The 17018-nt window shown below is 68.4% G+C and carries 18 protein-coding genes; 6 read left to right on the top strand and 12 right to left on the bottom strand.

Annotated elements, in window-relative coordinates:
* The first annotated feature begins 73 nt into the window (after positions 1 to 73).
* From tolB to BM360_RS14145, 3 genes are all read left to right on the top strand, one after another.
* Positions 74 to 1372, top strand: a complete 1299-nt coding sequence (gene tolB / locus BM360_RS14155; protein ID WP_242653488.1) for a Tol-Pal system beta propeller repeat protein TolB — start codon at positions 74 to 76, stop codon at positions 1370 to 1372.
* A 36-nt stretch (positions 1373 to 1408) separates the two neighbouring features.
* Complete coding sequence (gene pal, locus BM360_RS14150; protein WP_093315681.1) at positions 1409 to 1948, top strand: peptidoglycan-associated lipoprotein Pal; 540 nt, start codon at positions 1409 to 1411, stop codon at positions 1946 to 1948.
* A 191-nt stretch (positions 1949 to 2139) separates the two neighbouring features.
* The gene (locus BM360_RS14145; protein ID WP_093315680.1) at positions 2140 to 2403 is read left to right on the top strand and encodes a hypothetical protein; all 264 of its coding nucleotides are present in this window, start codon (positions 2140 to 2142) and stop codon (positions 2401 to 2403) included.
* A gap of 23 nt (positions 2404 to 2426) precedes the next feature.
* Here BM360_RS14145 and BM360_RS14140 read toward each other — a convergent pair whose 3' ends face one another.
* From BM360_RS14140 to BM360_RS14115, 6 genes are all read right to left on the bottom strand, one after another.
* The gene (locus BM360_RS14140; RefSeq protein WP_093315678.1) at positions 2427 to 2876 is read right to left on the bottom strand and encodes a hypothetical protein; all 450 of its coding nucleotides are present in this window, start codon (positions 2874 to 2876) and stop codon (positions 2427 to 2429) included.
* 70 nt (positions 2877 to 2946) lie between these two features.
* On the bottom strand, positions 2947 to 3222 hold the full coding sequence (locus BM360_RS14135) for an acylphosphatase (RefSeq protein WP_093315676.1): 276 nt from the start codon (positions 3220 to 3222) through the stop codon (positions 2947 to 2949).
* Between the two features lie 207 nt (positions 3223 to 3429).
* Positions 3430 to 4371 carry an electron transfer flavoprotein subunit alpha/FixB family protein gene (locus tag BM360_RS14130; RefSeq protein ID WP_093315674.1) on the bottom strand — a complete coding sequence of 314 codons (942 nt, stop codon included), beginning with the start codon at positions 4369 to 4371 and terminating at the stop codon, positions 3430 to 3432.
* The gene (locus BM360_RS14125) at positions 4368 to 5117 is read right to left on the bottom strand and encodes an electron transfer flavoprotein subunit beta/FixA family protein (RefSeq protein ID WP_093315673.1); all 750 of its coding nucleotides are present in this window, start codon (positions 5115 to 5117) and stop codon (positions 4368 to 4370) included. Before BM360_RS14125 ends, BM360_RS14130 begins: the two co-directional genes overlap by 4 nt.
* A gap of 112 nt (positions 5118 to 5229) precedes the next feature.
* Entirely contained in the window at positions 5230 to 6429 is a 1200-nt protein-coding gene (gene sucC / locus BM360_RS14120; RefSeq protein ID WP_093315671.1) for an ADP-forming succinate--CoA ligase subunit beta, read from the bottom strand.
* A gap of 104 nt (positions 6430 to 6533) precedes the next feature.
* Positions 6534 to 6869 (bottom strand): hypothetical protein, encoded by a 336-nt coding sequence (locus BM360_RS14115; protein WP_242653487.1) that lies wholly within the window; start codon positions 6867 to 6869, stop codon positions 6534 to 6536.
* A 117-nt stretch (positions 6870 to 6986) separates the two neighbouring features.
* Between BM360_RS14115 and BM360_RS14110 the strand changes: the two genes are divergently transcribed.
* Complete coding sequence (locus tag BM360_RS14110; RefSeq protein ID WP_093315667.1) at positions 6987 to 7502, top strand: sterol desaturase family protein; 516 nt, start codon at positions 6987 to 6989, stop codon at positions 7500 to 7502.
* Here the strand turns inward: BM360_RS14110 and BM360_RS14105 are convergent.
* From BM360_RS14105 to crtY, 5 genes are read right to left on the bottom strand one after another with little or no spacing between them, the layout of a single operon-like run.
* Positions 7489 to 8166: a DUF2490 domain-containing protein gene (locus tag BM360_RS14105; protein WP_093316062.1), complete on the bottom strand. Its 678-nt coding sequence runs from the start codon at positions 8164 to 8166 to the stop codon at positions 7489 to 7491. The genes BM360_RS14110 and BM360_RS14105 overlap by 14 nt on opposite strands.
* Before the next feature lie 13 nt (positions 8167 to 8179).
* Complete coding sequence (locus BM360_RS14100) at positions 8180 to 9103, bottom strand: phytoene/squalene synthase family protein (protein ID WP_093315665.1); 924 nt, start codon at positions 9101 to 9103, stop codon at positions 8180 to 8182.
* Between the two features lie 26 nt (positions 9104 to 9129).
* Positions 9130 to 9711, bottom strand: a complete 582-nt coding sequence (locus tag BM360_RS14095) for an LOG family protein (protein WP_093315663.1) — start codon at positions 9709 to 9711, stop codon at positions 9130 to 9132.
* The gene (locus tag BM360_RS14090; RefSeq protein WP_093315661.1) at positions 9708 to 11210 is read right to left on the bottom strand and encodes a phytoene desaturase; all 1503 of its coding nucleotides are present in this window, start codon (positions 11208 to 11210) and stop codon (positions 9708 to 9710) included. The genes BM360_RS14095 and BM360_RS14090 overlap by 4 nt, the downstream gene beginning before the upstream one ends.
* The gene (gene crtY, locus BM360_RS14085) at positions 11207 to 12373 is read right to left on the bottom strand and encodes a lycopene beta-cyclase CrtY (RefSeq protein WP_242653486.1); all 1167 of its coding nucleotides are present in this window, start codon (positions 12371 to 12373) and stop codon (positions 11207 to 11209) included. The genes BM360_RS14090 and crtY overlap by 4 nt, the downstream gene beginning before the upstream one ends.
* A gap of 133 nt (positions 12374 to 12506) precedes the next feature.
* Between crtY and BM360_RS14080 the strand changes: the two genes are divergently transcribed.
* Entirely contained in the window at positions 12507 to 13421 is a 915-nt protein-coding gene (locus tag BM360_RS14080; protein ID WP_093315656.1) for a sulfite exporter TauE/SafE family protein, read from the top strand.
* A complete protein-coding gene (locus tag BM360_RS14075) occupies positions 13418 to 14173 on the top strand; it encodes a TIGR02186 family protein (RefSeq protein ID WP_093315654.1) in 756 nt (251 codons plus the stop codon). The genes BM360_RS14080 and BM360_RS14075 overlap by 4 nt, the downstream gene beginning before the upstream one ends.
* A gap of 16 nt (positions 14174 to 14189) precedes the next feature.
* On the opposite strand, the gene BM360_RS14070 is transcribed toward BM360_RS14075, so the two are convergent.
* Positions 14190 to 17018: a TonB-dependent receptor gene (locus tag BM360_RS14070; RefSeq protein WP_093315652.1), complete on the bottom strand. Its 2829-nt coding sequence runs from the start codon at positions 17016 to 17018 to the stop codon at positions 14190 to 14192.

The raw sequence follows: 17018 nt of genomic DNA, 5'->3' as shown, positions 1-17018 counted from the left end.
GAGCTTGTCGAAGGGCCGTTCTTTTCTCCGCCGCGCCAAGGGCAGGGCTTCGACAGGCTCAGCCCGAACGGCTTTGCTGGCGGCGGCCGCTCTCTTCGCCACCCCCGCCGCGGCGCAGCTGCGCGTCGACGTGTCGGGCGGCATCGCGCAGCCCATGCCGATCGCCATCCCGGTGATGCCGACGCCCGCCGCCACGGGCACGCCCGCGGGCGACACAGCGAGCCTCGGCCAGCGCGTCGCCGAGATCGTGACCAACGACCTGAAGGGCTCGGGCCTGTTCTCGCCGCTGCCGCAGGGGCAGCTCGCCCCCGTCGCCTTTGCGCAGGTCACCGCACCCGATTTCCCCTTCTGGACGCAGACGGGCGCGCAGGCGCTGGTGCAGGGCTTCGTCCAGGCCAATGGTGACGGCTCGCTGACGGTCGGCTGCTACCTCTACGATGTCGTCTCGGGCGCGGAGATCGCGCGGCAGGGCTTCGTCGTGCAGCCGGCCGCCTGGCGGCGTGGTGCGCACAAGTGCGCCGACACGGTCTACACCCGGCTGACCGGCGAAGGCCCCTATTTCGACAGCCGCGTCGTCTACGTGTCGGAAACGGGCCCCAAGAAGAAGCGCATCAAGCGCCTGGCGATCATGGACCAGGACGGCGCCAACCACCGCTTCCTGACCAACGGCCGCGCCATCGTGCTGACGCCGCGCTTCGCGCCCAACCAGCAGACGATCGCGTACATGTCTTTCGAGAATGATCGGCCGCGCGTCTACGTCTATCAGATCGGCTCCGGCACGCAGCGGCTTGTCGTGGATCAGCCGAACATGACGTTCGCCCCGCGCTTCTCGCCGGATGGGCGCTCCATCGTCTTCTCGATGGCGGTGAACGGCAACACCGACATCTACCGCGTGCCCGCGAGCGGCGGCCAGCCGGTCCGCCTGACCACCTCGCCCGGCATCGATACGTCGGCCAGCTATTCGCCCGACGGCAGCAAGATCGTGTTCGAGAGCGATCGCGGCGGCGGGCAGCAGCTTTACGTGATGAATGCGGACGGATCGGGCCAGCAGCGCATCAGCTTCGGCGGCGGCCGCTATGCGACGCCGGTGTGGAGCCCGCGCGGCGATCTGATCGCCTTCACCAAGATCGGCGGCGGCTTCTCCGTCGGCATCATGTCGCCGACGGGCGGGGGCGAACGCATCCTGACGCACGGCTGGCAGGATGAGGGGCCCACCTTCTCGCCCAATGGGCGCGTCATCATGTTCTTCCGCACCGGGCAGGGCAGCGGCAAGGCGGACCTGTGGTCCGTCGATCTGACCGGCGTAAACGAGCGCCGCATCCCCACCCCGCTCGACGGATCGGACCCCGCCTGGGGCCCGCTGCTTCCCTGAACGACCCCCTAAGATTACTGCCAAGGAGACAGGACGATGGCGAACCTCCCCTTCCGGATCGTGATGGCGAGCGCGCTGGCGCTGGCCGTCGCGGGCTGCGCCAAGAAGAAGCCGGCCGAGCTGCCGCCCCCCCCGGCGAGCGGCCCCGCTGACACGGGTGCCGACACATCTGGCACCTCCACCCAGACCGGCGACGTGCCGGGCAGCCGGGCCGACTTCCTGCGCCAGGCGGGCACCGACACGGTCTATTTCGTGACCGACAGCCACGACATCGACAGCGAGGCGCAGGCCATCCTGCTGCGCCAGGCACAGTGGCTGGCGCGCAATCCGCGCGTGCGTGTCACCGTCGAAGGCCATGCCGACGAGCGGGGCACGCGCGAATATAACCTCGCGCTGGGGGATCGCCGCGCCAACTCGGCCAAGAACTTCCTCGCTGCGAACGGCGTGGATGCCGGGCGCATCTCGGTCATCAGCTATGGCAAGGAACGGCCTGCGGCGACCGGATCGGACGAGAGCGCGTGGGCGCAGAATCGGCGTGCCGTCACCGTCGTGCCGGTGGGCGGCACGGGCTTCTAAGGCCCAGGCGGCGGCGTGGTATCCCCGCGCCGCCGCTGATCGCTCGCGACGATTACAGAGGGCGAGATCGTTCCGGCATCGTAAACGTCGTCGTAACTAGATTGCGCGCATAGCCCCCTCGCGGTGCTTCCGGGGGGAAGCGATGTGAAGCCGCCCGAAGTCGCCGGACCGCGGCCGAAAGCATCGCTGCCATGAAGATCCAGACCCTGTTCGCCGCCCTCCTCATGGGGGCGAGCGCCACCGCCGCACATGCCGGCTCCATCCCCGAGCCTGTGATACTCACCGCCGAGCGTCCCGCCGGGCAGAGCCGCGCCATGCTCCAGCGCGCCGCAATCGAGGAGCGGATGGGCCAGCGCCAGCTGGATCTGCTCGTCTCCGGCATTGTCGGCGACGCGCAGGAGCGCGCCGCGGCCAAGCGCCTCGACAAGCTGACGCTGGTCGATTTCCACCGCTGAGCCGATCGGCTCGCGCGGGTGCGTCAGCGCTCCAGCGCGAGCAGATGGTCGCGGAGCGCGCGCGCATCGTGCAGCGCGTTGTGCGGCACCTTGCTGGCGCGCGCGGTGGCAAAGCCGGGCGTGCGGACATAATCGAAGGCGAGCCGCGGCAGATCGACCACGTCGGTCGCCCCCGGCATCATCAGCCGGCAAAACAAGGCGATATCCTCCGGCCAGTCCGCCACGATCAGCGGGTCGGGATCGGCCCCCAGATAGCGGGCGATATCGTGCGCGGCGGCGACGCGGTCGAGCCGGTTGTCCTGCTCCGGCGGCACGTGGAAGAGGTAGGGGATGACGTTCCGCTCGACCCACGGCTCGATCCGGTCGGGGAGTGGCAGCGCGACGTAATAATCCTCGCCATGCTCGGCCGCGAGTCCGACGCTGATCAGTGCCCCGCCGAAGCCATTGAACTCGGTATCCAGAAAATAACGCATGACGTTCCGCCTGACTTGCGGGGGAAGCAACAGCCGAACGCGCCAAGGGTTCAAGCGCTGGTCTGGCCGATCAGTTGGCCGGTGAGCGGCGAAAGCCGTCCAGCGGCATGGGCTCGGCAGGGGTGACGATCACGTCGTCCACGCGTGCGGCGGACGGCCCGGTACGGCAGGCGCTGACGAAGGCATCGATGGCTGTCTGCGTCCCGGCGGCGTGCGCCTCGACGCTGCCATCATGACGGTTGCGCACCCAGCCCGACAGGCCGAGCGCCTGTGCCGTCGAGACTGTCCAGTCGCGGAAGAAGACGCCCTGCACCCGGCCGGTCACCCGCAGTCGGACGTGGATCATCGCGTCGGTCAGTGCTTTCGAAAGCGCCCGACCTGATAGCGGATCTGGCGGAAGAGCGTCATGATGTCGGAGATTAACCGGCGCAGGTTCATCGCCATGCCTCCACGATCGACGATCCGGAAGCGGAAGGGCGGTCGTGAAAGGAGCGTAGCGGGCCCGATTGCCGCGTGCAAGGCGGGCCGCCCGGAGGCAACCCGCCTGCATGACTTACTTGTTGGCCAGCTTCTCGGTGAGCTCGGGCACGAGCTTGAACAGGTCGCCGACGAGGCCGAGATCCGCCACCTGGAAGATGGGCGCGTCCTCGTCCTTGTTGATCGCGATGATGACCTTGGAGTCCTTCATGCCCGCGAGATGCTGGATCGCGCCGGAGATGCCGACCGCGACATAGATTTCCGGAGCGACGATCTTGCCGGTCTGGCCGACCTGATAGTCGTTCGGGGCGTAGCCCGCGTCGACCGCCGCACGGCTGGCGCCGACGCCCGCCTTCAGCGTGTCCGCCAGCGGATCGATCAGCTCGTGGAACTTCTCCGACGAGCCAAGCGCACGACCGCCCGAGACGATGATCTTGGCCGAGGTCAGCTCCGGCCGCTCCGACTTGGCGATTTCCGCGCCAATGAAGCTGGACAGGCCCTGATCGCCGCCGCCCGAAACCGGCTCGACCGAGGCCGACCCGCCTTCCGCCGCCGCCTTCGCAAAGGCGGTGCCGCGCACGGTGATCACCTTCTTGGCGTCCGACGACTGGACGGTCGCGATCGCGTTGCCGGCATAGATGGGCCGGGTGAACGTATCCGCGCTCTCGACCGACAGGATGTCGGAGATCTGCATGACGTCGAGCAGAGCGGCAACGCGCGGGGCGACGTTCTTGCCGGTGGAGGTGGCGTTGAACAGGATAGCGTCATGATCGGCAGCGATGCCGACGACCAGCGCCGCGACATTCTCCGCCAGCTGATGCTCATAGGCGGCATCGCTCGCCACCAGCACCTTGGTCACGCCGGCGATCTTGGCAGCGGCCTGGGCGGCCTCCTGCGCATCGCCACCGCCGACGACGAGGCCGACCACGTCGCCCAGCTTCTGCGCGGCGGTGATGGTGGAGAGCGAGGCGTCCTTGATGCGGGCGCCCTCATGCTCGATCAGAACCAGGACGCTCATGCCACCACTCCCATGTCCTTGAGCTTGTCGACCAGCGCGTCGACGTCGGCGACCTTGACGCCCGCCTGGCGCTTGGCCGGCTCGGACACCGTCAGCGTCTTCAGCCGCGGCGCGGTGTCGACGCCGTAATCGGCGGCGGTCTTCTGCGCGAGCGGCTTGGACTTCGCCTTCATGATGTTCGGCAGCGAGGCATAGCGCGGCTCGTTCAGGCGGAGGTCGGTCGTGACGATGGCGGGCAGCTTGAGGCTGACCGTCTCGAGACCGCCGTCGATTTCGCGCGTGACGGACACCGTCTCACCCGAAACCTCGACCTTGCTGGCGAACGTGCCCTGCGGCCGGCCGGTCAGCGCGGCGAGCATCTGGCCCGTCTGGTTGGCGTCGTCGTCGATCGCCTGCTTGCCGAGGATGACGAGGCCCGGCTGTTCCTCGTCCACGATCGCCTTCAGGATCTTGGCGACGGCGAGCGGCTCGACCACGCCCTCGACGGTGACGAGGATCGCGCGGTCCGCACCCATGGCGAGCGCGGTGCGCAGCGTTTCCTGCGCCTTCGGCTCACCGATCGAGACGGCGACGATCTCCGTCGCGGCGCCCTTCTCGCGCAGGCGGATCGCCTCTTCGACGGCGATCTCGTCGAACGGATTCATGCTCATCTTGACGTTGGCGAGATCGACGCCCGAGCCGTCGGGCTTCACCCGCGGCTTCACGTTATAGTCGATCACCCGCTTCACGGGCACGATTACCTTCATCGTCTCTTCCTTCCTCTCGCGCCGTCATCCCGGCGATGGCCGGGATCTCGTGCGGGCGTGCCGCGCCCTCGCAGGAGATGCCGGCCACCCGACCGGCATGATGGCTCTTTCGTCAGGCCGCCTTCTTCACCTCGGCGACGATCTTCTTCGCGGCATCGCCCAGATCGTCCGCGGGAACGATCGGCAGGCCGCTATTGGCGAGGATGTCCTTGCCCTGCTGCACGTTGGTTCCTTCGAGCCGAACGACCAGCGGCACCGAGAGGTTCACTTCCTTGGCGGCGGCGACGATGCCGTTGGCGATGATGTCGCACTTCATGATGCCGCCGAAGATGTTGACCAGGATGCCCTTCACCGCCGGATCGGACAGGATGATCTTGAACGCCGCCGTCACCTTCTCGGTGGTGGCGCCGCCGCCCACGTCGAGGAAGTTGGCGGGGAAGGCGCCGTTCAGCTTGATAATGTCCATCGTCGCCATGGCGAGGCCGGCGCCGTTGACCATGCAGCCGATGTCGCCATCCAGCTTGATGTAGGCGAGGTCATACTTGGACGCCTCGATCTCGGCCGGATCCTCCTCCGATTCGTCGCGCAGGGCGAACACGTCGGGATGGCGGAACAGGCTGTTCGAATCGAACGACACCTTGGCGTCGAGCACCAGCAGCTTGCCGTCGGTCGTCTCGACCAGCGGATTGACCTCGAGCATCGACATGTCGGTGCCGATGAACGCGTTGTAGAGCTGCTCGACCAGCTTCACGCACTGCTTGTTCAGGTCGCCCTTCAGCTTCAGCGCGAAGGCGACGGCGCGGCCGTGATGCGGCTGGAAGCCTTCCGCCGGATCGATCGTGATCGTGCGGATCAGCTCGGGCGTGTCGTGCGCCACCGTCTCGATGTCCATGCCGCCTTCGGTAGAGGCGACGACGGCGATACGGCCGGTCTTCCGGTCAACCAGCATCGACAGGTAATATTCCTTGGCGATGTCGGCGCCATCGGTGACGTAGAGGCGGTTGACCTGCTTGCCCGCTTCACCCGTCTGGATGGTGACGAGCGTGTTGCCGAGCATGTCGGTCGCCGCCGCGCGCACTTCGTCGAGCGACTTGGCGAGGCGCACGCCGCCCTTGGCATCCGGGCCCAGCTCCTTGAACTTGCCCTTGCCGCGGCCGCCCGCGTGGATCTGCGCCTTCACGACGTAGAGGGGCCCGGGCAGCTGCGAGGCCGCGTTCACCGCCTCGTCGACGGTCAGCGCCGCATGGCCGGCGGGGATCGCCGCGCCGAATTTCGCCAGCAGCTCCTTGGCCTGATATTCGTGAATATTCATCGCGCGGACGAGCCCCTTGAAGGTTCAAAAAGAGTCCCGGCCGCTAAAGCACAGCCGCGCCGCCATTCCAAGCTTCGCAGGTGCAGCGCGCCAATGATACGGGGTCAGCCGGCGATGAAGCAGCCGACACCTGCGCGCGTCACCACCTCGACGATCTCGGGATCGCCGATACCCCGCACGCGGCCGATCAGTTCGTCCACCGTCATCGCGCCGACCCGGCGCTGCGTGATCTGCGCCGCACGCCCGAGCTTGCGCAGCTGCATGATCGACAGCCGGTCGGACAGCCGCTCCGCCATGCAGCCGGCCATGCGCGGCTGGACGCCGGCGCGGAGCAGTTCGCTGCGCACGCGATCCTCGGTGGAAGGCGTCGCGCAGGCGGTGACCGCGAGGAGGCCGATGAAGGCCAGCCCCACTCGACCATGCTGGACGTGTCGACGCACTCGCCTTCTCCTTCGCGCAAAGACCGGTGACCACGTCCCGAAGGCGGCGGGCACGCGCGTTGAACCGGCCAGCGCGGGAATGGTGCCGAAGCCGCGACATCGCGCTATATGGGCCCAATGTCCCCCATCGTCGGCATCGCCCTGTTCCTGCTCACCATCGCCTTCATGGAGGGCGTGGCCTATGTCGCGCATCGTTGGGTGATGCATGGGCCCGGCTGGTTCCTCCACGAAAGCCACCATCGCCCGCGCAATGGCAATTGGGAGCTGAACGATCTCTACGCGGTGATCTTCGCCGTGCCGTCCTTCGTGCTGCTGCTGGGCGGCGTGCAGCTGGGCTGGTGGCCGGGTTTCGCGTGGATTGGCGCGGGGATCGCCGCTTACGGTGCGATCTATTTCGGCTTTCACGACTGGATCGTGCATCGCCGGCTGCCGCACCGTTACGTGCCGCGCTCGACCTATATGAAGCGCATCGTCCAGGCGCATCGGCTGCACCATGCGGTGGAGACGAAGGAGGGCACGGTCAGCTTCGGCTTCCTCGTCGCGCCTCGGCCCAAGGCGCTCAAGGCCGAGCTGGCCCGCCGCGGCCGCAAGGGCGTGCGCGCGCCGGCGAAGGACGGCGTCAGGGCCGGATGAACAGGCTGAGCGAGGCGACGTGGTTCACCCGCGTCACCCCGCCCGTCGCGTTGACCAGCTGGTTGAGATAGCCGAGCTCAACCGTGCTGCGGCCTTTCAGCGGCACCTCGACACCGACGAAGCTGCGCAGCTGGTCGAAGCCGCGGCGTGCACCCCAATCCGTGTCGTTCAGCGCGACGAACGGCTCGACATAGACGAGCGCGCGGGTCTTGTCGGGGGCGGTGATCGGGCGGACGTAGCGCAGCCAGTTGCGAAAGCGCCAGCCGGCGTCGCGCCCGTTCGACAGGTCGCGATATTCGAGCCGCGTGCGTGAGCTGAGCGTGCCGCCCGCCACCTTGCCGATGGTCGAGGACACCTGGCCGAACAGGCGGTCCTCGTTGCGATCGGGCCCGTTCTCGATCGGCAGGACGACATGCGCATAGCCGCCATAGACGGTGACCGCATCGGACAGCTTCCACCCGACCATCGGCCGCAACAGCAACTGGCCGAGGCGCCCGGCGCCGTCCGTGAAGCGCGGCTGCGCCTCAAGCCAGTAGGCGAAGCCCGACTTGGTCGTGCCGCTGACGACCGCGTTCAGCCAGACCTGCTCGTCCTCGACGGTGCGGGCATGGGCGGTGCCGCCAAGCAGCAGAAACAAGGCGGAAATATATCGGAGGGGCGACATGCGGCCCTGTGCCTCAGCCGCGTGGCCGCGTCCATAATCCACGACGGGAAGCGGGCGGGGGTGAGCGCACCGCCTGACCCCATGCGCGCGCGACCCAGCCCAGCTTCGCCGCCTTTGAGGTGACGACGCGCGCATCCCACGCGCGCGCGCCGCGGCGGACGACCTCGCGCGCAATGTCGCCATAGATGCCGGCGGCAGCCAGCACCGCCCAGCGCGCGCGGAAGGGCAGCCGCGTGGCACCGACGCGGGCCGATGCCTCGTGCGCCGCCGCCTTGTCGCCCAGCCGGCGCGCGAGCGTGGCGATGCGATCGCGATAGATCGGGCGCATCTGTTCGCCCGGCGGAACGTCCACCTCCGCCAGCCAGTCGGCCGGCAGGTAGCAGCGGCCCGCGGCATCGTCCTCGCACAGGTCGCGCGCGATGTTGGCGAGCTGGAAAGCTTGGCCGAGGTCGGCGGCGCGATCCAGCGTCTCCTCGTCACCCGGCGCGACGCCCATCAGCACCGCCATCAAACAGCCGACCGCGCCCGCGACATGATGGCAGTAACGGTGCAGGTCGTCCTCGCTGCGCGGCCGCCAATCCGCCGCGTCGAGTGCGAAGCCCTCCACCACCTCCCACACGAAGGCATGTGGCAGGCGGCACTCGGTGGCGACGAAGCCGAGGGCATCGAAGGCGGGCACGCCCGTTGCCTCGCCCGCCAGCGCGGCCGCGGTGAGCCGGCGGATGTAAGCCAGGCGCTCCTGCGGATCGTCGACCGCCTGCATCGCGCCGCCATGATCCTGCCCGTCGGCAATGTCGTCGCATGCGCGGCACCAGGCGTAGAGCAGCCAAGCCCGGTCGCGCGTTGCGGGATCGAACAGCCGCGCGGCGGCCGCGAAGGATTTGGAGCCGCGTGCGATCGACTCGCGCGCAAAGGCGACGAGCGCGGCGCGGTCCATCGCCCCGGCCCCCGCGGGGGCCGAAGTCACAGCTCGCTCGACGACATGCGGAAGATGGGCGTGTGCGGCTGGTGAGCGGCCATGCGGGCGAGCAGATCGGTGAGCACGTCGCCGACGATCAGGATGTCGCGGTGCTGCGGGCGGAGGAAGCCGACCTCCGCCATCTTGCCCACGAACTCGATCAGCCCGTCATAATAGCCGGCGACGTTGAGCAGGCCGACGGGCTTGGCGTGATAGCCGAGCTGCGCCCAGCTCATCGCCTCCCACAGCTCGTCCATCGTGCCGGTGCCACCAGGAATGGTGAGGAAGCCATCGGACAGATCGGTGAACAGCTGCTTGCGCTGGTGCATCGTGCCGACGGTGTGCAGCTCGGTCAGCCCGCGATGCGCGACCTCGGCCGTGACCAGCGCCTCGGGGATCACGCCAATCACCTCGCCGCCCGCGGCAAGGCACGCATCCGCCACGGCGCCCATCAACCCCAGCCGCCCGCCGCCATAGACGAGGCCGATGCCCTGTTCGGCGAAGGTGCGGCCGACGTTCCGTGCACACTCGATATAGACCGGATCGGCGGGCGTCGCCGATCCGCAATAGACGGCGATGCGCTTCATCCCCGCAAATCCTCCAGCATCAGCTTGGCGGTCGCTTTGGCCGATCCGACCACGCCCGGAATGCCTGCGCCCGGATGCGTGCCGGCGCCGACGAAATAGAGGTTGGGGATCGTGTCGTCGCGATTGTGGACGCGGAAATAGGCGCTCTGCGTCAGCAGCGGCTCAAGGCTGAAGGCGGAGCCGAGATGCGCCGACAGATCGCGGCCGAAATCCGCTGGCGTGTAATGGAAGCGCGTCACCAGGCGCTCGCGCAGGCCCGGGATCATGCGCCGCTCCACCTCATCAAGGATGCGGTCGGCATAGGCTGCGCCCGCCTCTCCGTCCCAGTCGATCGGCAGCTTGCCCATGTGCGGCACCGGCGCCAGCACGTAGAAGGTGGAGCAGCCCTCGGGCGCGAGGCTCGGGTCCGTCACGGTCGGATGGTGGAGATAGAGCGAGAAGTCGCTCGACAGCACGCCATTGTCATAGATGTCGCTGAGCAGCCCTTTGTAGCGGGGGCCGAACAGGATCATGTGGTGCGGAATGCCCGGCCACGCGCCGCGAATGCCGAAATGGACGACGAACAAGGAGGGCGAGAAGCGCCGCCGCTCCAGCTTCGCCCCCGCCGACCGCCCGCGCGGGGCATGACCGAGCAGGTCGCGATAGCTGTGGACGATGTCGCCGTTGCTCGCCACCGCATCGAACGTCTCGGACCAGCCGGAGGCGGTGGTGACGCCGGTGACGCGATCCCCCAGCGTGTCGATGCGGATCGCCTTGTCGTTCAGCCGGACGATGCCGCCCAGCCGCTCGAACTGGCGCACCATGCCGGCGACCAGCGCATTGGTGCCCCCGCGGGCGAACCACACGCCGCCATCCTTCTCCAGCTTGTGGATCAGCGCGTAGATGGCGCTGGTGGTCATCGGATTGCCGCCGACCAGCAGGGTGTGGAAGCTCAGCGCCTCCCGCAGCTTGGGGCTGCGGACGAAGCTCGACACCATCGAGTAGACCGAGCGCCACGCCTGGTATTTGGCGAGCGCCGGCGCCGCCTTGATCATCGACGCGAAGTCGAGAAACGCGACATGGCCGAGCTTCTCATACCCCTCGCGGTAGACGCCGGCGGAATAATCGAGGAACCGGTCATAGCCCTCGACATCGGCCGGATCGAGCTTCGCGATCTCGCGCCGCAACCCCGCCTCGTCGTTGGAATAATCGAAGTTCGTGCCGTCCGGCCAGTTGAGCCGGTAGAAGGGCGTGACCGGCGAGAGCGTCACGTCCTCACCCATGTCGCGGCCGCTTAAGCCCCAGAGCTCCTGCAGGCAGGCGGGATCGGTGATGACGGTAGGGCCGGCATCGAAGGTGAAGCCGTCGCGCTGCCAGACATAGGCGCGGCCGCCGGGCTTGTCCCGCGCCTCGACCACGGTGGTGGCGATCCCGGCCGATTGCAGGCGGATGGCAAGGGCGAGGCCGCCGAAACCTGATCCGATGACGCAGGCGCGCTTGGCGCCCGAGGGGACGGTCATGCGCGTCCCTCCCGCAGCGCGGCGATGGCGCGCAGCACCGGCACGGGCGGCTTGCCCGCCAGCACGCGCAGCTTGTCCCCCTTGGTCGAGCGGCCGGCATAGAAGCGCGCGATCAGCTGCGGCGACAGCGTGTAGAATCGTTCCAGCACCTTGTAGCGCTGGGTCGGGGCGGCGGCACGGAACAGCATTCGGTCAAGCATCCGGTAAAAGCCGCGCTCCTTCCAGGCGGAGGCGGCGTGATCGTGGAGCGCGGCGGCCAGCGCCGCGCCGGAGAGGTCTTTCAGCGAAGCGACGAGATGCGCGGTGCGCACCGCATCGGGCAGCGAATAACCCGTGGTGGGGTGGAAAAGACCCGCGCGCACGCCCGCCTTGGCAACGCTGCCGCCGCCCGACTGCCAGTAAGCGGCAAAGTCTCCGCCCATGGCGACAGGCAGCACGCCCGATTCGCGCCGCGCGACCGACTCGACCTGCCAGCCCTTGGCAGCGGCATAGGCCTGGATGCGGTGGGCGAGCAGATCGGGCTGCAACTCGGCCGAGGTGGAGTAATAAGTGTCCTCGACGAACAGGGTCCGCTCATCGAATGGGAGGACGTAGACGAAGCGGTAGCCGTCATATTGCTCGACTGTCGCGTCCATCACGATCGGCCGGTCGAGCCCGTGCGGGGCCGCCAGCAGCAGCTCCTCGCCGACGAACTTCTGCCAGCCGAGATCGAGCGTGGAAAGGCTGGCGGCGCCGCGCGCGTCGATCACGCCGCCCGCCTCGATGCGCGTGCCGTCCTCCAGCACTGCGGCGCGGGCCGAGACGGCGAGCGCGCGCCGGCCGGTATGGACACGCCCCTCGGGCAGCGCGGCCCGAACCGCCGCATCGAGCCGTTCGGAGCGGATCGAATAATAAGGCTGGTTCAGCCGGCGGCGATGGCCGGGAAAGGCGACATCGTAGCCGGGCCAGGCATGGCTGACGAGCGGAGCCAGCAGGTTGCGCTCGTCCCTGGCGACATCGCCTTCGAAGAAGGACCAGATGTGGTTGCCGCCGATCGTCGCACCCGCCTCGATCAGCGTGACCGACAGTTCGGGGCGGCGCGCGGCCAGTGCCAGCGCGATCAGCCCGCCCGCCAGGCCGCCGCCGACAATCGCCACGTCGCAGGATGAGGTGCCGGGCGCCACGCCGCAAGCGTTAGCCGAGGCGGGCGGACGGGGGAAGGGGGCGGCGTGCAACGGCCAGCGGGGAGGACGGCAGGCGCCCGGCATCCGCCTCTCAGGGCATGACCTGCCGCGCCTTTCACGCTAGGCCCCTTCCATGGATCTCTACCTCCCCATCGCCGGCCTGTCGGTCAATGCGCTGGTGATCGTGGCGCTCGGCCTCGGCGTCGGGGTGCTGTCGGGCATGTTCGGGGTGGGCGGCGGCTTTCTGACGACGCCGTTGCTGATCTTCTACGGCATTCCGCCGGCGGTGGCGGTGGCCTCGTCCGCGACGCAGATCACCGGCGCCAGCGTGTCGGGCGTGATGGCGCACATGCAGCGCGGCGGGGTGGACGTGAAGATGGGCTGGGTGCTCGTCGCGGGCGGCGCGGTGGGGTCGGTCGCCGGAGGCTATGCCTTTGCCGCGCTCCAGGCGAGCGGCCAGATCGATACGGTGGTGGCGGTGCTCTATGTGGTGCTGCTCGGCTCGATCGGCTTGCTCATGGCGAAGGAAGCGCTGGGCGCGGTGCTGGCGGTGCGTCGCGGCACGGCCCCGAGTGCGCCAGAGCGGCGGCACCACCCGCTTGTCGCGGTGCTGCCGTTCCGCTGGCGGTTCAACCGTTCTGGCCTCTACATCTCGCCGCTCGCCCCCTTCCTGCTCGGGCTCGGCACGGGTGTGCTGACGGTGCTGCTGGGCGTGGGTGGCGGCTTCGTGCTGGTGCCGGCGATGATCTATGGTCTGCGCATGTCGACGCGCACGGTGGTCGGCACCTCCCTGTTCCAGATTCTCTTCGTCACCGCCGCGACGACGATGGTGCATGCACTGACGACGCAGGCGGTGGATATCGTGCTGGCGGTGCTGCTGCTGATCGGATCGGTGACGGGGGCGCAGCTGGGCGCGGGCTTCGCGATGCGGATCAAGCCCGAATATCTCCGCCTCGCACTCGCCTTCATGGTGCTGACGGTGGCGCTGCGCATGCTGCTCGGCCTGACGTGGCGGCCGGCGGAGCTCTATTCGGTGCAGCCGCTGTGAGGCGGATCGTTTGGCTGCTGCTCGCCGCGCCGCTGCTGACCGCGCAGGACAAGCCGAGACTCGTGCCCGACGTCTCGCAGCGGCAGATCGACATCGTCTACTCCTTCACCGGCGCCGAGCTGCTCCTGTTCGGCGCGATCCTCTATCCGGGCGGCCGCGTGCCCGAGCGGGATGCCGACATCGCGGTGGTGGTGAAAGGGCCGGCCGAGGGCCTCGTGGTGCGCGAGAAGCGCAAGATTGCGGGCGTCTGGCTGAATGCGGAGAGCGCGCGCTTCCGCTCGGCGCCGGCCTTCTATGCGGTGGCGGCGTCCAAGCCGCTCGACCGGCTGGTCGATGCACGCACCGCGGCGATCTACGAGATCGGTGTCGACAATCTCCAGCTCTCGCCCGCCAGCGGCGAGACGCCCGAGGCACAGCGACGGTTCGAGCGCGGGCTGGTCGATCTGAAGCGCCGCTCAGGCCTCTACCGCGAGGAGCCGGGTGCGGTGGAGATCAGCGAGGGTGTGCTCTACCGCGCGCGCATCGCCATCCCCGCGCGCGTGCCGACGGGAAGCTACACCGCGGAGACGTTCCTGATCCGCGACGGTCGCGTGCTGGCGGGCGCGACCAAGCGGATCGTGATCGACAAATCGGGCTTCGAGCGGTTCACCGCCGCGGCCGCGCAGAGTCATGCCTTTCTCTACGGGCTGGCAGCGGTGGCGGTGTCGCTGCTGCTCGGCTGGGCAGGCGGGGCGGTGGCGCGGCGGCGGTGAGCCGCCGCGCTCGGGTTCAGAACCGCGTCCGCACCGTCACGCCGTAGGTCCGCGGCTCCGCGAGATAGGCGGAGTAGAGCGAATTGCCGACGCCGCCGAAGGCCGCCACGTTCGCGACCGAACCCGACCCCTGATAGGGCGAGTTGAACGCGACCTGGGTATATTTGGCGTTGAATACGTTCTGGCCCCAGAATTCGAGCGCCCAGCGGCTGTCGGGCCCGCGAATGCCGATGCGGGCATTCACCACCTCATAACCCTGCTGCTCCTTCTCGGGCGCGAGATCGGAGCCGGTATTATATTTCGAGGTCATGCGGGTATCGACGTAGAGCAGGCCGCTGATCCCGCTGGAGGTCAGCTCCGGCGTCCAGGCGAAGCTCGCCGTCACCGTATTCTTCGGCGCGTTCGACAGTTGAGCGCCCGGCAGCAGGAACAGCGCAGGATCGAGCGGCGCGGTGGCGCCGCGCGACGTGCCGATCAGATTGTTGCGGAAATGCGTGTCGGCATAGGTGTAGCCGGCCGTCACCTGCACGTCGCGCACCGGGTTGATCGACGCTTCCAGCTCGACGCCCTGCGAGATCAGGCCGGCCTTCCCCTTTTCCGGGCAGGCGCCGGTGGTGCCCGACGCATCCCGATCCGCCCCGTTCAGGTCCGCGCCGCACGCCTGAACGTTCTGGACGATGAAGACGCTGCCGTTGAACGTGTTCAGCTGAAAGTTGGAGAATTCCTGCCGGAAGGCGGCGACGTTCAGGCTGAAGCGGCGCGTCGAATATTTCGCGCCGATCTCGAAGGCGTCGACCTTCTCGGCGGCATATTGCAGGTCGGCCACGTCGCCCGCGCTCCGCGGGGACAAGGCGGAGACGTTGCCCGGCGTCGAGCCGAGCGCCGAGCGATCGAGATTGAAGCCCCCCGCTTTGTAGCCCTTCGAATAGGAGGCGTAGGTCAGCAGCCGCGCCGATGGCTTGAACGAGATCACCGCGGTGCCGGTGAACTCATCCTCCTTGCGCTTGTCGTTCAGCGTGATCGCGTTGAGCAACGAGCTGCTATTGCCCTGGCAGGTCAGCGTGACGATGCCGGCAAGCAATGTTCGCAGCTGCGCGGGCGTGGCGGCGGAGGCGAGCAGCGGCCCGAGCGCCGCCTGCTGCGTCGGGCAGACGGTGTTGTTGTTGTTGAAATTGGCGTCGAGTGTCTTCGTCTCGTTGGTGTAGCGCAGACCGAGGGTCAGGCTGAGCTTGTCCGTGATGTTGAAGATGTTGTGCGTGAACAGCGCCCAATTCTCGCTCTTCTGGTCGAACTGCACGCCCTGATCGCCGACATTGTTGACCGTGCTCAGCCGGTCGAGCGCGCCCAGTACCGCAGGCGCCGCCGCGCCGAAGCTGGCACCCAGCGCACCGCGGCCGATCGGCGTGAGGCAGCCCGGCGCCGCGGGGTTGCGCAGCGCGCCGAGCGGGTTGGCGGTGGCGACGATGCGGCAGGCGGCGAAGGCGCCATATTGGGTGCCGAACACGATGCGATCGACCAGCCGCAGCTTCTCGTTGGTGTAGAAGCCGCCGACCAGCCAGTCGAGCCGATCGTTGAACAGCGAGCCCTGAAGCCGCAGCTCCTGCGTGAATGTCTTGAAGCGGCGGAAATTGTCGTCGGGCCGATAGGCGATATCGACGTTGGTATAATCGACGTCGCCTTCGCCGCCGGCGCGATACTGACGGTATGCGGTAATCGAGGTGAGCGTGGCCGCGTCACCCAGCTCCAGATCGGCCTGGAGCGAGCCGCCATAATCTGTCGTCTTGTTGCGGAAACTGCGGCCCGGCGTCACCGCGATGTCGCGGCTGTACGGATCGACCGTGTTGCCGGCGAGCGGGAAGGTGGCGCCGAGGCTGCGCAGCACGTCGACGATGCGGTTGTTGGGCGCGGTGGCGACGGCGCCGTCAGTGTTGGCGGCGCCCACGTTGACGGTCGGGTCGAACGTCTCGCGCTGCGAGATATAGACCGCGCCGCAGCAGCTCTCGTTGCGGCGCGTGTAATCGCCGATCAGGCGCAGCGTCAGCCGCTCGGTCGGCTCGAACAGCAGCTGGCCGCGGACGAACCAGCGGTCGCGGTCGTTCACGTCGCGCTCGCTCCCGCCGGCGGCCGTGACATTGTCGTAGAAGCCGTCGCGCTTCACGAACACGCCGTCGATGCGGTAGGCGAGCTTCTGGTCGATGATCGGGCCGGTCAGGCTGAGCTGGCCCCGATACATGTCGTAATTGCCGTACTGAAACTCGGCTGCGCCCGATTCCTCATAGGACGGGCGCTTCGACACGATGTTGATCAGGCCGGCCGATGCGTTGCGGCCAAAGAGGGTGCCCTGCGGCCCGCGCAGCACCTCGACCCGCTCCACCTCGCCCAGCTCGTTCAGGCCGATGCCGCTGCGTGAGCGGTACACGCCATCGACGAACACCGCGACCGAGGATTCGAGACCGGGATTGTCGCCGACCGTGCCGATGCCGCGCACGCGGGCGGAGCCGTTCGCCTCCGAGCCGGAGGAGGAGACGAGCAGCGAGGGGGCGAGCTGGTTGAGCTGGCGGATGTCGGTTGCGCCGCTGTTCTGGAGCGATGCGGCGGTGACGGCGGAAACCGCGATCGGCACGTCGGAGAGCGGGCTGGCGCGGCGTGTGGCGGTGACGATGATGTCGTTGCCCGCGCCCGTCTCCACCGCGGCGTCGGCCGCGGCCTCGGTCAGCGGCGGCGCGGCCGGCGTGCCTTGCGGGGCGGCGGGTGCCTGCGCCGGATTGCCCGTGGCATCCTGGGCGAGCGCCGGCGTCGATAGCGCGAGCAGGCCACAGGATAGCGACCATAGCGACGTCTTCAT

This window comes from Sphingomonas jatrophae, assembly GCF_900113315.1.
In the GTDB taxonomy this organism is placed as follows: Bacteria; Pseudomonadota; Alphaproteobacteria; order Sphingomonadales; family Sphingomonadaceae; genus Sphingomonas_P; species Sphingomonas_P jatrophae.
The sequence above is the reverse complement of the archived record's forward strand: the minus strand, read 5'-3'. Positions and strand labels throughout refer to the sequence as shown.

What these genes read in the sequence shown, in the direction of transcription:
- BM360_RS14080 (WP_093315656.1), top strand. Translation starts at nt 12,507, where the DNA reads ATGGATCTCTACCTCCCCATCGCCGGCCTGTCGGTCAATGCGCTGGTG.
- BM360_RS14070 (WP_093315652.1), bottom strand. Translation starts at nt 17,018, where the DNA reads ATGAAGACGTCGCTATGGTCGCTATCCTGTGGCCTGCTCGCGCTATCG.
- BM360_RS14110 (WP_093315667.1), top strand. Translation starts at nt 6,987, where the DNA reads ATGTCCCCCATCGTCGGCATCGCCCTGTTCCTGCTCACCATCGCCTTC.
- sucC (WP_093315671.1), bottom strand. Translation starts at nt 6,429, where the DNA reads ATGAATATTCACGAATATCAGGCCAAGGAGCTGCTGGCGAAATTCGGC.
- pal (WP_093315681.1), top strand. Translation starts at nt 1,409, where the DNA reads ATGGCGAACCTCCCCTTCCGGATCGTGATGGCGAGCGCGCTGGCGCTG.
- BM360_RS14090 (WP_093315661.1), bottom strand. Translation starts at nt 11,210, where the DNA reads ATGACCGTCCCCTCGGGCGCCAAGCGCGCCTGCGTCATCGGATCAGGT.
- BM360_RS14135 (WP_093315676.1), bottom strand. Translation starts at nt 3,222, where the DNA reads ATGATCCACGTCCGACTGCGGGTGACCGGCCGGGTGCAGGGCGTCTTC.
- BM360_RS14105 (WP_093316062.1), bottom strand. Translation starts at nt 8,166, where the DNA reads ATGTCGCCCCTCCGATATATTTCCGCCTTGTTTCTGCTGCTTGGCGGC.
- BM360_RS14140 (WP_093315678.1), bottom strand. Translation starts at nt 2,876, where the DNA reads ATGCGTTATTTTCTGGATACCGAGTTCAATGGCTTCGGCGGGGCACTG.
- BM360_RS14125 (WP_093315673.1), bottom strand. Translation starts at nt 5,117, where the DNA reads ATGAAGGTAATCGTGCCCGTGAAGCGGGTGATCGACTATAACGTGAAG.
- BM360_RS14095 (WP_093315663.1), bottom strand. Translation starts at nt 9,711, where the DNA reads ATGAAGCGCATCGCCGTCTATTGCGGATCGGCGACGCCCGCCGATCCG.
- BM360_RS14100 (WP_093315665.1), bottom strand. Translation starts at nt 9,103, where the DNA reads ATGGACCGCGCCGCGCTCGTCGCCTTTGCGCGCGAGTCGATCGCACGC.
- BM360_RS14145 (WP_093315680.1), top strand. Translation starts at nt 2,140, where the DNA reads ATGAAGATCCAGACCCTGTTCGCCGCCCTCCTCATGGGGGCGAGCGCC.
- BM360_RS14130 (WP_093315674.1), bottom strand. Translation starts at nt 4,371, where the DNA reads ATGAGCGTCCTGGTTCTGATCGAGCATGAGGGCGCCCGCATCAAGGAC.